At 35.8% G+C, this 13,669-nt stretch carries 14 protein-coding genes, 1 tRNA gene and 1 pseudogene; 9 read left to right on the plus strand and 7 right to left on the minus strand.

Going from position 1 to position 13,669, the window contains the following annotated elements; all coding sequences use genetic code 11:
• The 6 genes from SB717_RS32680 (at position 1) to SB717_RS32705 (ending at position 3,450) form a co-directional block, all read left to right on the plus strand.
• Positions 1 to 70: transfer RNA gene (locus SB717_RS32680), tRNA-Glu, on the plus strand.
• Between the two features lie 136 nt (positions 71 to 206).
• On the plus strand, positions 207 to 521 hold the full coding sequence (locus tag SB717_RS32685) for a hypothetical protein (RefSeq protein WP_410906912.1): 315 nt from the start codon (positions 207 to 209) through the stop codon (positions 519 to 521).
• Between the two features lie 188 nt (positions 522 to 709).
• On the plus strand, positions 710 to 1,057 hold the full coding sequence (locus SB717_RS32690) for a hypothetical protein (protein WP_410906914.1): 348 nt from the start codon (positions 710 to 712) through the stop codon (positions 1,055 to 1,057).
• Positions 1,058 to 1,104: 47 nt separating this feature from the next.
• Positions 1,105 to 1,311, plus strand: coding sequence for a hypothetical protein (locus SB717_RS32695; RefSeq protein WP_410906916.1), 207 nt, complete (start codon positions 1,105 to 1,107; stop codon positions 1,309 to 1,311).
• Positions 1,312 to 1,870: 559 nt separating this feature from the next.
• Positions 1,871 to 3,055: an Alp7A family actin-like protein gene (locus tag SB717_RS32700; RefSeq protein WP_410906918.1), complete on the plus strand. Its 1,185-nt coding sequence runs from the start codon at positions 1,871 to 1,873 to the stop codon at positions 3,053 to 3,055.
• A 17-nt stretch (positions 3,056 to 3,072) separates the two neighbouring features.
• Positions 3,073 to 3,450: a hypothetical protein gene (locus SB717_RS32705; protein ID WP_410906920.1), complete on the plus strand. Its 378-nt coding sequence runs from the start codon at positions 3,073 to 3,075 to the stop codon at positions 3,448 to 3,450.
• Between the two features lie 810 nt (positions 3,451 to 4,260).
• Here the strand turns inward: SB717_RS32705 and SB717_RS32710 are convergent.
• The 5 genes from SB717_RS32710 to SB717_RS32730 all read right to left on the minus strand — a co-directional run bounded on the left by SB717_RS32710 (position 4,261) and on the right by SB717_RS32730 (position 9,679).
• Positions 4,261 to 5,697, minus strand: a complete 1,437-nt coding sequence (locus tag SB717_RS32710; protein ID WP_410906922.1) for a DHA2 family efflux MFS transporter permease subunit — start codon at positions 5,695 to 5,697, stop codon at positions 4,261 to 4,263.
• 40 nt (positions 5,698 to 5,737) lie between these two features.
• Positions 5,738 to 6,487 (minus strand): oxygen-insensitive NADPH nitroreductase, encoded by a 750-nt coding sequence (nfsA, locus tag SB717_RS32715; protein ID WP_410906924.1) that lies wholly within the window; start codon positions 6,485 to 6,487, stop codon positions 5,738 to 5,740.
• A 26-nt stretch (positions 6,488 to 6,513) separates the two neighbouring features.
• Positions 6,514 to 7,848, minus strand: a complete 1,335-nt coding sequence (locus SB717_RS32720; protein WP_410906926.1) for an NtaA/DmoA family FMN-dependent monooxygenase — start codon at positions 7,846 to 7,848, stop codon at positions 6,514 to 6,516.
• Between the two features lie 484 nt (positions 7,849 to 8,332).
• Entirely contained in the window at positions 8,333 to 8,758 is a 426-nt protein-coding gene (locus tag SB717_RS32725; protein ID WP_155660930.1) for a MarR family winged helix-turn-helix transcriptional regulator, read from the minus strand.
• A 561-nt stretch (positions 8,759 to 9,319) separates the two neighbouring features.
• The gene (locus SB717_RS32730) at positions 9,320 to 9,679 is read right to left on the minus strand and encodes a winged helix-turn-helix transcriptional regulator (RefSeq protein WP_279621100.1); all 360 of its coding nucleotides are present in this window, start codon (positions 9,677 to 9,679) and stop codon (positions 9,320 to 9,322) included.
• 225 nt (positions 9,680 to 9,904) lie between these two features.
• Between SB717_RS32730 and SB717_RS32735 the strand changes: the two genes are divergently transcribed.
• The 3 genes from SB717_RS32735 to SB717_RS32745 all read left to right on the plus strand — a co-directional run bounded on the left by SB717_RS32735 (position 9,905) and on the right by SB717_RS32745 (position 12,107).
• Entirely contained in the window at positions 9,905 to 10,627 is a 723-nt protein-coding gene (locus SB717_RS32735; protein WP_279621101.1) for an NADPH-dependent F420 reductase, read from the plus strand.
• Between the two features lie 129 nt (positions 10,628 to 10,756).
• A complete protein-coding gene (locus SB717_RS32740) occupies positions 10,757 to 11,653 on the plus strand; it encodes a DMT family transporter (protein WP_410906928.1) in 897 nt (298 codons plus the stop codon).
• Positions 11,654 to 11,771: 118 nt separating this feature from the next.
• Positions 11,772 to 12,107 carry a hypothetical protein gene (locus SB717_RS32745; protein WP_410906930.1) on the plus strand — a complete coding sequence of 112 codons (336 nt, stop codon included), beginning with the start codon at positions 11,772 to 11,774 and terminating at the stop codon, positions 12,105 to 12,107.
• Positions 12,108 to 12,845: 738 nt separating this feature from the next.
• Here the strand turns inward: SB717_RS32745 and SB717_RS32750 are convergent.
• A complete protein-coding gene (locus SB717_RS32750) occupies positions 12,846 to 13,361 on the minus strand; it encodes a hypothetical protein (protein ID WP_410906932.1) in 516 nt (171 codons plus the stop codon).
• A gap of 118 nt (positions 13,362 to 13,479) precedes the next feature.
• Positions 13,480 to 13,669, minus strand: a pseudogene (locus SB717_RS32755) (NAD(P)/FAD-dependent oxidoreductase); the annotation flags it as partial.

The following is a 13,669-nucleotide window of genomic DNA, read 5'->3' on the forward strand; positions in this document are numbered from 1 at the left end:
CCCGTTGGTCAAGCGGTTAAGACACCGCCCTTTCACGGCGGTAACACGGGTTCGAATCCCGTACGGGTCATCAAAAAAAAGAGCAGTTTGCATTTGCAAACTGCTCTTTTTTTTATACATGCTCATGTGTAATAGTCCCTGGACGTTATTCTAAAGGAATCCCTCTCTTTATTTCGAAAATTAGTAAGTATTAAGGAGGGTTTTAGATGCCTAAAGATTTAGTGAAAGAACTGTTAGATAAAGGCTTTAAAGTGGTGGACTTAAAATGTGTGGGCACTATAAATATCATTTCAGCAAAAGAACTGTATTTAGAAGAAATAAGTACTGACACCATAGTTGACATGTTATCACTAAATGAAGACAGTATTAAGTTTTCTCTTGACGAAGAACTCCCTTATTTTGAGACAAGTACGAAACCATTAGCTGGATATATCAATTCAGAAAGTGAACTGCCCATAATAGAGGATGCAATTATTGACTACAAAGTGTATGTTAAAGAAGCGATTCTTCAGTCTAAGTAGTCAGTAAAAAAGCAGTTTACAAATGTAAACTGCTTTTAATTAAATATGATATGAAACTCTAATGGACAAACTACAAAATACTCGCGGCTAATCTCCTAAGATTGAATATACTAATACTAGCAATCTAAAAATGAAACTAATATCGCGTGCTATAATAGATAAAAATTAAATACTAGGGGCAATGAATAATGGAAGAGTTAAAACAAGAAGACCAAGATGCAGGTAAACTGTATGAGAAAGGGTTTAAGTGGATGCGTTTTGTAAGCTTTTTTATGGTTGTGAACCTCATTTTCACCGTAGCTTTAGTGGCAGTTGCCTTAGTAGCCCCTCAAATTCAAGAAACTTTCCAATGGGTAGCATTTGGTGTATATGGGTTTACAGTACTTTATCTCATCTTTATGCGTGAAGTAGCCTTCAGAAAGACATATGGATCTTTGGTAGTTTGGATGCGGACTGTATGGAATTTTAGCTTTATTGCTAGTACGTTCGGGGCTGTCACTATGTTTGTGGGAAACACTCACTGGACTTTATTTTAAAGGGCTTGCCTGTTTATGTTGAAAGTAGAAATAAAGGAGGAATTCATATGAATCCATACGAACAATTTCAATTAAATAAAGAGGTAGAAGAAATGGCTAAACAACGAATTGAGATCCATAAAAAGCGAATGGAATTATCTGAAGAGCTGGAAAACAACTGGGATAATAAAGAACTCCAAGATAGAATCATTAAATTAGAGGAAGAAAGCCAAAAACTCAAGAAAAAAATTGAAGTTTTACAGGCTAACTATTAAGCATCCTTTCAGGGTGCTTTTTTGGATTAGAGTGTTTTTACCAAAGCTATATGTGTGAACTTAAGTGAATTACTACTTTCTTACGCAACCTCTAAAAGTTTTTCTATGAATGGCTTCAGTGTCGAGATGTTCAGTTTAGAAAAAAGACTAACCTATTGCTTGCATTGGAATAACTACAAATAGCAAGCATCACCTATTTTGCTAGCATGTCTAACACCATAGAGATACAAAAGGGGATTACTTCCTTACCCTATAAGCTTTTACCTTATTATAAAATGTCGCCTTTTCATTCCTACTTCCTTCATAAATGCTACAGCAGTGATCTTTCCAGACGTCCTTTTTTGGTGCAGACTCTTTTTATATTCATGATATAAAGTAAGGTACATAAGATAATGAATTTGAATATCGTAGGGGATACAAGTTCCACTTAATTTGCATAATTGTTGATATATGTAATGTTTTGTAGATAACTAAATTGCTCTCACATATTGAATATTTATCCTATATCAAGTACAATAAGTTGAATATAAGTTCAACTTAAAAAATGAGGTGTTTATAAATGAAAATTTCACGTTTTAATAAAGACTGCGGTAACTCCGTTGATATGAACATTATGGATGGATATCTATTTGATTTTCCAACGAACGTAGTTGAACTTCAAAAAGAAGCAGCAGACTCCTTTTTCACAGATGCTGTTACAGCTCCAGAAGAATTCAAAAAGCGCATTTTACTTTCTACAACAATTAAGGGAGAAGAGAAGGAACGTTATTTCTTAGTAGGTGACATTGCAGCTAGTCAATTGCTGGCTAATAATCACATTAATAAATTACATAATAAAATTACAAGTCATATTCCATACATCACTTTTTTAGCTGCGATTGCGTATTACCATGCGTTACATGCGAAAAATAAAAAAGACAATATAATTGAAATTGACTATTTTTCTACCATGTTACCAATCTGGCTTCTTAAGAAAGAGAGCACATTTGGGGCGGCTCAAAAAGCCATGGCTAATCGTTTCTTAGGCGACCATACATTTACTGTGCATACTCCTGGTTTTGAAAATACTTTAAAGGTATTAGTAGAAGAAAGTGCGTGCTTAAAAGAGGGAGAAAGTGCACGTTTTGCGTTAAAAAAAGACTTAACTCTTCAAGATCGTGAAGATGCAAATGAGTATGGAGAATGTGAAACGGTGATGGTGGATATAGGCGGTGGTTCCATTGATGTGGTTATTCTACCCGAAGGGTTGAAAGCTGCTAATAGCCGTGAATCGTTCCAAAGCATTGAAGGTATTCCTTATTTAGCTCATATTGATAAATTGCGTAAAGAGAAATTTCTAGAATTATTTACAGACTTACGTGCCTTTGATCAATTTATTCTCGATAACTACAGCAAGCAAAAGTTTGTATTAAAAAACGAGAATACAGGTGAATCGATTGATTTAACAAGTACAATAAAATCTTCACTACGAGAATATGTGGAGATTTTATTAGCTAAATTAAATGATGTTGCACCTCCACCAGCGAATAAACTACGTAAGTATGTATACTGCGGTGGAGTAGCTCCTACTTTAGAAGTAGCTATCATGAATAGTATGCGTGAAAAAATTGGAGAAGAACGTACGGAGAAGTATCATAGGGTTCCCCAAGATAGCCGCCATTTAAATTTATTTGGCTTAGAGATTCGTAGTATTGGTTACGTTCAAAAGAAGCAAGTAGCAGAAAAGAAAGCCGTTAAATCCTAACAACGTAGGTGATAGGGATGTCAGAGCGTCAAAATGCGTTTACCATTAAGACAAATCGATTGAGTGATGAAGTTTATAATAAACTAGCTAAACATGCTAAATCGCGTAGGTTAGGGGACTATATTTCATCTTTAATTTTACGTGATCTAGATGATTCATCTAATGGAAGAAAAGCAATAGAAGACAAAAAAACCTACGAAATGTTTGAACATATCAAGAATGAATTAGCTGATTTAAAAACATTAGCAAAAACAACGGGTTTCGGAAGAAACCATTCCTTCAAAGAAGAAGAGCCTTCAAAGGTTCCCCAACTGAAAGAAGGAAAGATTGCAGATTTAGAAAATATATCTGGCTCATTAGACGATGACGACTTAGAAGAATATAACGATTTTTAAACAGTAAAACCACTAGAATCCATCCTAGTGGTTTTTTCTCTTTTACATATCACTACACTCATAAGGTGTTGATTCATTCATCTTAGGTAGTATATATAAACCATTTATATAAATATTTCTCTAGCTATGAAACATTTATGTAGCAAAAGCAGGCTTAAACCTGCTACTACTTTGGCGAGTTCCTTTACTTATCACAAATAATTATGGGATATTTATCATTCGGAAAATAGATCACTTTATTTATCATAAGATGTAGTACTTTCGTGTGATGAAGAGAATAAATCCTTTAGGTCAATGTTTTCTATGTCAGTCACATAAGCTACAATCAAAAAAATAAAAATAATCCAGTATATGATTTTTTTCAATCCCCCAACTCCTTCACTAAAAACAATATTATGAGAAATACTCAGAAGTGCAATAAATTGACATTCAACTGCAAAATAAAGGATATTTTTTTCTGGTAACTTCTCAATAACAACATTTCAACACTTTTGCACCAGAATCCCCTTAACTGTGTATAGTTAATTTATGATCGGGTTTGTTCAATATAGATAAGTACCAAAAGGTACACCTTTTTGGACAATGTAGAATCATATGTCAGAACGTCTATTTAGTGAATAAAATAAACCTTTACATACGTGTAAAAAGTAATTTACCTTTATATACGTATGTCATATTCAATTTTAATTAACATAGTGTGCCTTCTCGGTAGAAATAAAAAAGGACTTTAAAGTTAAAGTCCTTTTTTATGTTTCATTAATCTAATTGGAAAAAACTAAAGGATATTATCCTCGATGTTTTTTAAGAACATCAATGTGTCGAATTGATCGCCTCGCGGCTGACTGGGACGCGGCGGATGAGGAACGCTATAACCAAGCCAATCAGTGCTATGATCATCGTGAACAGGAACACGTTTTGTGATCCAGCCGTCATCGCATTTGCAATATCAGCCTGTTTGGCCGGAGCTGAGGAGCCATGCAAGTATTTCTCCATACCGCCCGTAAGGATACTGATTGCGACCGCCGTTCCAATCGCGCCCACGACCTGCTGTAGTGTGTTCATCACTGCCGTGCCGTGCGGGTATAACTCTGGCGGCAATTGATTTAGCCCGTTTGTTTGAGCAGGCATCCATATCATGCCTACCCCAACCATGAGCCCAATATGCAAAGCCACAATAAAGGCCACCGAGGAAGCAGGGGATAGGGTCGTAAAGAACCATAACATGACTGCAACGATTACGAGGCCGGGAATAACAAGCCATTTTGGCCCATATTTATCGAACAAGCTCCCCATACGCGGGGAAAGGATACCGTTCAACGCGCTGCCTGGCAAAAGCATGAGTCCTGCAGTAAAAACAGACAATCCTGCGCCCGTCTGCAGAAACATCGGCAGGATAATCATGCTCGACATAATGATTAACATACACGACAGTACCAGGAGTAGTCCAACGACGTACATTGGGTACTTGAAAACGCTCAGATTCATCATCGGATCGCGCATGGAATTCTGCCGTAGTATGAACAGGACCAGTGCGACGATCCCAATAATGATTGAAGTGACCACAACTGCGCTGCCCCATCCTTCAGATCCTGCGCCTGCCTTACTGAAACCGAAGACAACTCCTCCAAATCCGATTGTTGACAATGCGACAGACAGCAGATCTATCCGGGGCTTCGTGACATCGCTGACATTTTCCAAGTACTTCAGTCCTATCAATAGCCCAACAATCAGGAACAACAGCGAGAACCAGAAGATATAATGCCATGTTAAATATTCGATTAATAGACCGCCTATGGTCGGGCCCGTTGCTGGCGCAAACATGATAACAAGTCCAACGAATCCCATTGCCGCCCCCCGTTTTTCCGGCGGGTATATGACAAGAACCGTATTGAACATGAGTGGAAGTAATAATGCCATGCCTGCCGCCTGTAAAATACGGGCGACCATCAACATCTCAAAATTAAAAGCGAGCGCCGCAATGAGTGTACCTAGAATTAAGCTTGTAAGCGAACCCGTGAATAGCTGTCTCGTTGTAAACCTCTGGAGCAGCAATCCACTCATTGGCATTAAAATGCCAAGAGTCAGTAGGAAACCGGTTGTTAACCACTGTGCGGTTGCGGCTGAAATTTGGAACACCTCCATTAGATTAGTCATTGCTATGTTTAGAGCAGTCTCACTAAACATGCCGACAAAACCGCACATAAGCAACGATGCCAAGATGGCACGCGTATTATATTGCTTCTTCATTATCTATATCTCCCTGTGAATCAATTTAATTAATAATAGTTTATTTCTTAGCAAATCCTTGTTTGTTTAAATAATCAAGCGTAAATGGCAGTTTACTTCTTTCAAGATCAAGATGATCCTCAATATGATCGCTCCATCCCTTTACTTTCTTCACCATGAAAGGCGCTTTAACAGGACGATCTTGATAATACTCACGCATCTGTTGGTCATAGATTGCTAATTTTTCTTGGTCTAGTGGTTGATACTGATCATCAAACATAACCATTGATTGAGGTAAACGTGGTTTTAGTCCAGGTTTTTCTCCAGAAGGATGGCCTATGCATAGCCCCACTAAAGGTACCACATACTTTGGTAAATTTAATACCTCAGTTAATTCTGCAATATTAAGTCTTACTCCACCAATATATACACCACCGAGTCCCATTGATTCAGCTGCCGTTAAAGCATTTTGAGCCATGAGCCCGGCATCGAATGAACCGATTAAAAGGTATTCTATATAGTCAAGGTCTACCTTGGGAGCAATCTGATGATTTCGGTTAAAATCAGCACAAAAAATCCAAAACTCGGCAGCATCATCAATATACGGTTGATTACCAGATAGTTGCGTCACCTTTTTTCGAAGATCTGAATCAGTAATTCTAATGATAGAAACCACTTGTAGTAGGCTGAAAGATGAAGTTTGATTAGCTGCCTTAAAAATTGCATCTCTTTGTTCCTCAGTCAGTGGCTGGTTTGTAAATGAACGAATGGATGTATGTTTATGAAGCAATTCAAGGGTATTATTATTCATTTAATATCTCTCCTCTATTAATTATTTTAATATTTAAGCGCTCCGTATTGATAAGGCACGCCCATATTCTCGCGCAGTGTTTTTCCTTCATATTCTCTATGAAACAAACCGCGCTCTTGCAAAATTGGAACAACCAGTTCCACAAAATCAGCAACTCCATCATAAGCTATATCCGGAACAACCGAGAAACCGTCACATGCACCGGCCAAAAACCATTCTTCCAAGAAGTCAGCAACTTGTATGGGGGTGCCCGCAACTACCGGATGATAGTTAATAACCCCATGGGCAAGAACATCTCGAATGGAAAGCCCTTGTTTCAGCAGCTCTAAAGCTCTAGGAGAACGCGGATCCATTGGGTTGGCATATGCCTTTTTTAACATGTCAGTTGCTAATGGTTGATCAATATCTACCGTGTGCACCGATAATGGTAAGCCAACCATGGAACCAAGGTAACTTACCCTGCTGGGAATCTCATTAGGATTAAAACTCATAAGCTGTCTTCGTCGTTCTAAACCTTCTTCTTCCGTTGAACCTATGGAGAACATAAAACCTGCATACATCTTGATGTCCTCGGGATTTCGGCCAAAACGAGCTGCACTTTGTCGAAGCGCTTGCCTGTGTTCACGAGCAGACTCTATATCATAAGGGTTTGCATAGACACCAGAAGCGTACCTTCCTGCTAGTTCCAATCCTTCACCTCCTCCGCCTGCTTGGAAAATAACTGGCTGTCCTTGATCAGAAGGGGGGATTGGCAAAGGACCACGAGATGCATAATACTGCCCTTCAAGATTGATAGGCTGAATTTTGTCCATGTCGGCAAATTTCCCTCCATCTACATCTAACGTCCAAGCGTCTGTTTCCCAACTACCCCATAATGCTTGGACAATCTGTATGGATTCATGTGCCATATCGTATCGTTCTTTGCGATTGGCAACCCGAGCACCAAAATTTGCTGCTGCTAATGGATCGGATGTGGTGACTGCATTCCATCCTACACGTCCGTGACTTATAACATCCAGTGCTTTGAATTGACGTGCTATGTTATATGGGTAATTAAATGTCGTTGAGAGCGTAGCAACAAGCCCAATATGTTTCGTTTCTCTGGCTACAGCCATTAGTGCTAACATAGGATCCATAGGGAACATAGGAGTCTGAGGACCTAAGTCATTGGTTAATGCAGGAGTATCGGCAATGAAGATCATTTGAAATTTTCCTTTTTCAGCTAATTTAGCCCGTTCCACATAACTATCTATATTTGTGTAGGCTGCTGGGTCGGTGCCAGGCATTCTCCAAGCGCTGAATTCAGCTCCGTACCCAGAAACCATTTGTAGCGCTAGTTGCATCTCTTTTCTTTTTGTCATGTACCTCTTCTCCTTTATTTTAAATAGCCTTCAAGTCATCAAAAGAGCCTGAAGTAAATTATTTTCAATCACGTTTCAGTAGATCAGAGAATGTTGGAAGATATTTAGCTTGCTAATTAATTTACTAGTTATTACTCAGTAAAGACAGGACTTTTTTGATTTCCTACCTGAATTGTAACGTAGAATACTGATATACCTTTGGGTTTGAGTACATTATAGTTAAAGGCTGGTGTGATAATTCGTTAAAATATTGGATCCCCTGATTTCGGAAAAAAAGACTTCTTTGCAGGGAACGGCTATAATTCAATGTACGTCTTTAGAAATATATTCTCTTATGAAATTAAGCAAAAGTATTTTAGCAAGTCTGGATATCATTGTATCAGCTAGACGTACCCTCTTCAGTAGATTCCATAACCCTTTTTGGTAAACAAATGATATAAAGCTATTTTATATTTAGCATACTAAATAATAATATGGAGAAAACTTAGAACAAGTTTCTCTCCATTCGCTTCATAAGTTCCCTTAATAGTAAGCGTTCTTCCGGTAAGATTGAATGGAGTAATTTTTCTTGCTGCTGTTTCCATTTGAACTCAACCGGTTTTTCTAATTCTTTGCCTTTGTCCGTTAGATAAATACGCATGACCCTTGCATCTTTTTCATCACGCTTACGATATATAAATCCGTTTTGTTCCAAAGATTTGACCATGTTTGTCACCGTAGGTGGTTCACATTTTAAATGTTCACATAGTTGCATTTGTGTTACGCCATCGCCTAACCACAAACGAGAGAGTAAATTATCTTGGCCAACATAAAGATTAAGTTCTCTTAGACTTTCATTATAATCTCGACGCATTTGAAATGAAATTTTATCTAACGATTGCCGAATATCACAATCAACCTTATCGTTCATAGTTATGCCTCCACTACTGAAATGTATTTAGCAAGCTAACTATACAAGGTGAAAATTTAGTTGTCAATTTATCTTAAGGGACCTACTCATATTTTATCGGGCTATGGAAGTCAAAAGTATGGATCCAACAATAAGATATAACCTTGATACACATCAGCTTGTTGTATTCAGTAATTTCGTTACATACATTAGAATAAAGCCTATTGTCATCTTTTTAAAGAGGGCAATAAAAATTGCCATAGTACATTTTTTTGTACTTATAGAAAAAAGGTAGCTTTCTATTATCATTGCTGTTTCAAAAGCTAAGGTTATTGCAACTGATTAAACGCGCCAGTGAAGAAATCTCTATGTAATATCGTAAAATAATTCAAAACGCTACCATCGTTAAAAATAAGATGGCAGCGTTTTGAATTAGATAGAATAACTCTATTTAGTCAAACTTGTTATCACAATAAATTCTAGAAAATAAGCACTTCTCCTTCTTGAAGAAATGCCCCGGTTAATTTAAGTACAACACTTCACAACGTAGGTTCAAATAATAAAAAATATTGTTTTATTATTTTACTCAGGTTTCTCCCCAAATTTTTTTCCGAAATTCTCCATCATATCAAGTATTGGAATAAATTCTCGCCCCTTAGTTGTTAAGGAATATTCAACACGTGGAGGCACCTCCGGAAAAACTTCTCGCTTAATTAATCCATCTGTTTCTAGTTCTCTCAACTGTTTTGTAAGAGAACCTTGTGAAATGTCCCATAAAAAAGCTTTAATTTCGCTATAACGACGTTCTTTCGTTTTTAAAAACCAAAGAATAATATACTTCCAGCGTCCTGAAAGCATATTTTGAGTATAAGCAATGCCATATACTTCTCTTTGTTCCTTTATACACTCTTTGTCAAATCCATCCTTACATACTCTAGACACCTTTTCACCTGCTTTCTACTGTTAAGTACAAAAAAATGTACTATGGCAATTTTTATTGCCTACTTTAAAAAAATGAGAAATGATTTTATTCTAGTATATGTAACAGAAATACTCAATACATGTTTAATATCTAATAAATATATGTGTACGGTTTGATAAACATATCATTGTATAACTTTAAGTAAAATAATTCTTTTATATACAAATTCTTTAGGAGGAACAATAATGAGATTTGGAATTATAGGTGCAGGACCAATCGGATCAAATATTTCTAAAAAATTAGTTAAGAATGGACACGATGTCAAAATTGCAGATGCTAGAGGAATCGAACGTTTAGAAGGAAAAAAACTTACAGGAATACCTGTGAGTGTAGAAGATGTAATAACGAATATTGATGTTCTGATAATTTCTATCCCTTTTCATGCAATGCCAAGCATTCGCAACATTGTAGATAAAGTTGGAGAGGACGTAATCGTTGTAGACACTTCAAATTATTATCCTTTTAGGGACAATAAAATCGAAGAAATTGAGAACGGGATGGTTGAAAGTGTTTGGGTTTCAAATCAATTAGGTAGACCTATCATTAAAGCTTTCAACAATTTATTAGCCCATACTTTAGAAAATGAAGGAACTCCCGAAGGTACTAGTGGACGCATTGCTATTGCCATTGCTGGTAATGACCTATCACAAAAACAAGTAATCATGGACGTAGTAAACGAGCTAGGCTTCGACACAATAGATAGTGGTTCTTTAAGTGACTCTTGGAGACAACAGCCAGGAACTCCTGCTTACTGCACAGAGCTAACAAAAGATGAACTAACGAAAGCATTGAAAAAGGCAAATAAAGAAAAAGCACCATTACTACGGGATAAGGCGATAGAGAGTTACCAGCCTGGATATTCACATAAAGATATTGTGAATTTAAACAGAGAAATATATAATTCATAAAAACAAAAGGTGCACTCAGTTAGAGCGCACCTTTTATTATATAAAACACATCATAATCGTCTACTTTCTGGAAAAGGGCTATCTAAATTAATTTTATACCTAGTAAGTATCTGAAGGGGGAAGAAAGAAATGTTTTTTGGTATTTTATTTACGATTCTATGGGCATCTGGGGCAGTATCTGTTAAATTTGGTCTTTTATCGGCCCCTCCATTAATAATGGGGACTATTCGCTTTCTTTTAGCCGGTAGTTTATTGTTAGTATATATTTATTTGTTTAGGAAAGGTAAATACCGCATGCCCCAAAAACATGAATGGAAACCACTGATACTATTAGGGTTATTTAATACTTCTCTGTATCTTGGTTGTGGTTTTTGGGCACTAAAAACCGTATCATCTGGCTTTTTTAACTTAGCAGTCGTGGTTAATCCTTTTCTTGTTGCAATTCTGTCCTCAATTTTCATGAATCGTTTCATTCAGAAGAAAGAGTGGATGGGGATGCTTGTTTCAGCCATTGGCTTAGTAATTGCTACATATCCTTTATTACAAGATGGGCATTCTACATGGAGTGGAATACTCTTGCTACTAATTGGCATGATATCCATGGCCATTGGCAGTGTTTATTTTCAAAAACAAAAGTTGCAACTGCCTAGCTTAGTAATTAATGCCTGGCAGGTTTTATTTGGTGGAATTATTTTAATTATACCTTCTATGCTTTTAGAATTAGATGAACCTGTGGTATTTGATATGAATCTGATTTTATATCTAGTGTGGTCCGTTTTAGGTGTTTCAATCTTTGCCATGATCCTATGGTTTTATTTACTTAAACAAGATACGGTTAAAGCAAATATCTGGCTATTTCTAACACCTATTGCAGGTTACCTTTTAGCCTCTATCTTATTAGGTGAAGAGATTACGATATATGATGTGATTGCTTCCCTGTTTGTCTTTACTGGGTTATATTTATCAGGTAATCTTCGGCTTAATAAGTCGCCTAAACCTCCATTGGAGAAAAAGTTGGAAGCATAATAGAACTAACCTAATAATGATACTTCATACAAAAAAGCTTTTAAACACTATAGTGCTTAAAAGCTTTTTTAGGAGGATATTAGGTTTTCAAGTTCCAATAATAGGTTAATATTTACTTATGAGGATATTAAAGGGTATAGAAGTAGGGGGGATTAAGTTTCCTAACAAAGAATATCCATACTATTTTATAAAGTTAGGTAAGTTATATCATGTAAGTGAATCATGTAGAAACGTAAAAAGGAAAGAGATATCCAGTTACGAATTTACAAATGATGAATTAGTCGCACTTCCCTTTGATACACAATCCATTGCGAAACAGACCGCAGATGAATGTGGTGGTTATATTGTAGTCAGAAATGCTAAGTTTGATGATTATATTAGTCAAGGAGAACGATGGATTAATTATATAGATTATAAAGAGAAAAATAAATGGAAGGTCTACACTCTTAAGTAAATGAAAAAATATTTACGTTATAAACCTTTAAATATTAATATAGTATATGTGAAAAAATAGCCATTTTGGCCACTTTATTTAAATAATAAAACTAATTTATTTAACGAGATACTTCATTATTTACTTAACGTAATGTACCTTAAAGGAACCAATTAATTAAAAGAATCCTTGGAGCAGTGAGCTGTTCAGCTTCCACCAAGGATTCTTTTTTCGGAGTAGGCGACTTTTTATACATCGTTGATATGACTATATTCTTTGGATAATTGAAAGAAACGAGAATGTATAAAAAGCGCGCATTTTATAGATATGCTAGCCCTTTAAAATATAGTATTTTTGGAAAAGATATGTTATTATGTGACTGCACATGCATTTTATAGTAAAAGGCCACCTGTCCTGCAAACACTGGGTGGCTTTTTATTTTGTTAACAATAATAATTACTTTAACATCTTATAATAGATTTAAATATCTCGTCCGTAAGAGGATAATTAAGGGGAGAGAAAGGTGATATTAGCATATTTCTATTGTTAAGAATAGAAGAAAATCGTCAAAAAAGCCTTTATATTCAGTGGGGTAAGGCATTTTTTGACGAGTATTTTAGTTGTAAATTCATAAACAAATCGATTGTTAGTAGGTATGGTTTTTTCTAAGATTATTTTATGAAAAATTAATTATTAAAAATATCTTATTCATAATTTAGTGAATGAGAGGGAATTTCAAAGTTAATTCTCTTTTTAGATTTAAAATGTCATGACCATATACACTTGTGTTTGTTTTTTAATAGGAGCATTTTGAATATCACTTGATGTTAAATAAGATACTTTTTTTAGAAAATTTTTAGCTTTTAATTTTTTATTAATATCTTCTTCTGTAGATATTTCTTCTTTTCTGATTCTTTCTATTGATTCCTGTATAGATTGTTTATAGCTATTGGTTTGAATAAACCATTCTCCTATAAGTGCTTTTGTTGCTTCTCGTTCCTCTTCACTTTTAACTGAAAACAAACTCTCAGTTTCAGTCTCCTTTAATGTAATAGAGGTAAAATCAGGGTTCATCTGAATAATAAAGTAGTTTCTTTGGCGATCATAATACTTTCCTTTTCTCAAGAGAAAGTACTCTATCCCGAACTGAATTTCATAAAATGGATGATTTTGAGTAGGAATTTGAATTTTTTTTATTGCAACATTTTCTCCTGAGTCTAAATAGGTTTCCAAACCCCGATGAGTATTAATTACTCTTGCATCTAATATATTCATGTTATTGTTCCTCTCTTTTTACTAAGTAGTAACCAAATTCTTTATAAATCTAAAAGAGTGTTCTTGAAATCTATATTAAAGAAAGAAAGACCCCACTAAAAGATGAGGTCTATCCAAATTAATAAGCTAATGCAAATAACCCTTTGATATGAGATAAGTAACGAATGTTACTTGCTTCTTTCATAAGTGATGCTGGTAAACCTTTTAATTGCGTTTTGTTTCCGCCGATTATACCAATTGCATCTTTGCGTCCAAGACTTCCTAGTGTACCAGAGAAGACAGGAACGAATGATTCCATTGCTCCGCCG

Origin of the sequence: Priestia sp. SIMBA_032 (assembly GCF_046535215.1) — a bacterium.
Taxonomy (GTDB): domain Bacteria; phylum Bacillota; class Bacilli; order Bacillales; family Bacillaceae_H; genus Priestia; species Priestia aryabhattai.